Source organism: Streptomyces sp. SID3343 (genome assembly GCF_009865215.1).
Taxonomy (GTDB): domain Bacteria; phylum Actinomycetota; class Actinomycetes; order Streptomycetales; family Streptomycetaceae; genus Embleya.
Genome location: NZ_WWJX01000547.1, coordinates 1 through 373 on the forward strand (window position 1 = coordinate 1; position 373 = coordinate 373).

Genomic DNA, 373 nt, shown 5'->3' on the forward strand with positions numbered 1-373 from the left:
GCCGCGAGACCGGTCCTCTCCGCCCGCGCCGCCGCGGTCCCGTCGCCGACCCGTCCGCCCTCACGTCAGCGATCGGTCGCGGCGGCCCCCTCCGCCGGCGCCGGCAGCCGGTCGCGCAGGAGATCGCGCGCCGCCTCCACGCCGCCGACCACGACGGCGTCCTCGGTCAGCGCGCTCAACACCACCGGCGGCACGTCGTAGCAGATGTCGGCGAGGTGCCCGCGCACGTCGTCGACCACCGCCGCTCCGGCGCCCGGCAGCGTTCCGCCGAGGACGATGAGGCGGGGGTCCATCGCGAGCACCATCGCGCCGACACCGGCGGCCAGCGCCCGCGCGTACGCGGCGACCGCGGCTTGTGCGCCCGGGTCGCCGT

1 pseudogene is annotated in these 373 nt (G+C 78.8%); it reads right to left on the reverse strand.

The window, feature by feature from the left end:
* Nucleotides 1-65: 65 nt before the first annotated feature.
* Nucleotides 66-373, reverse strand: a pseudogene (locus GT354_RS16865) (ROK family protein); the annotation flags it as partial.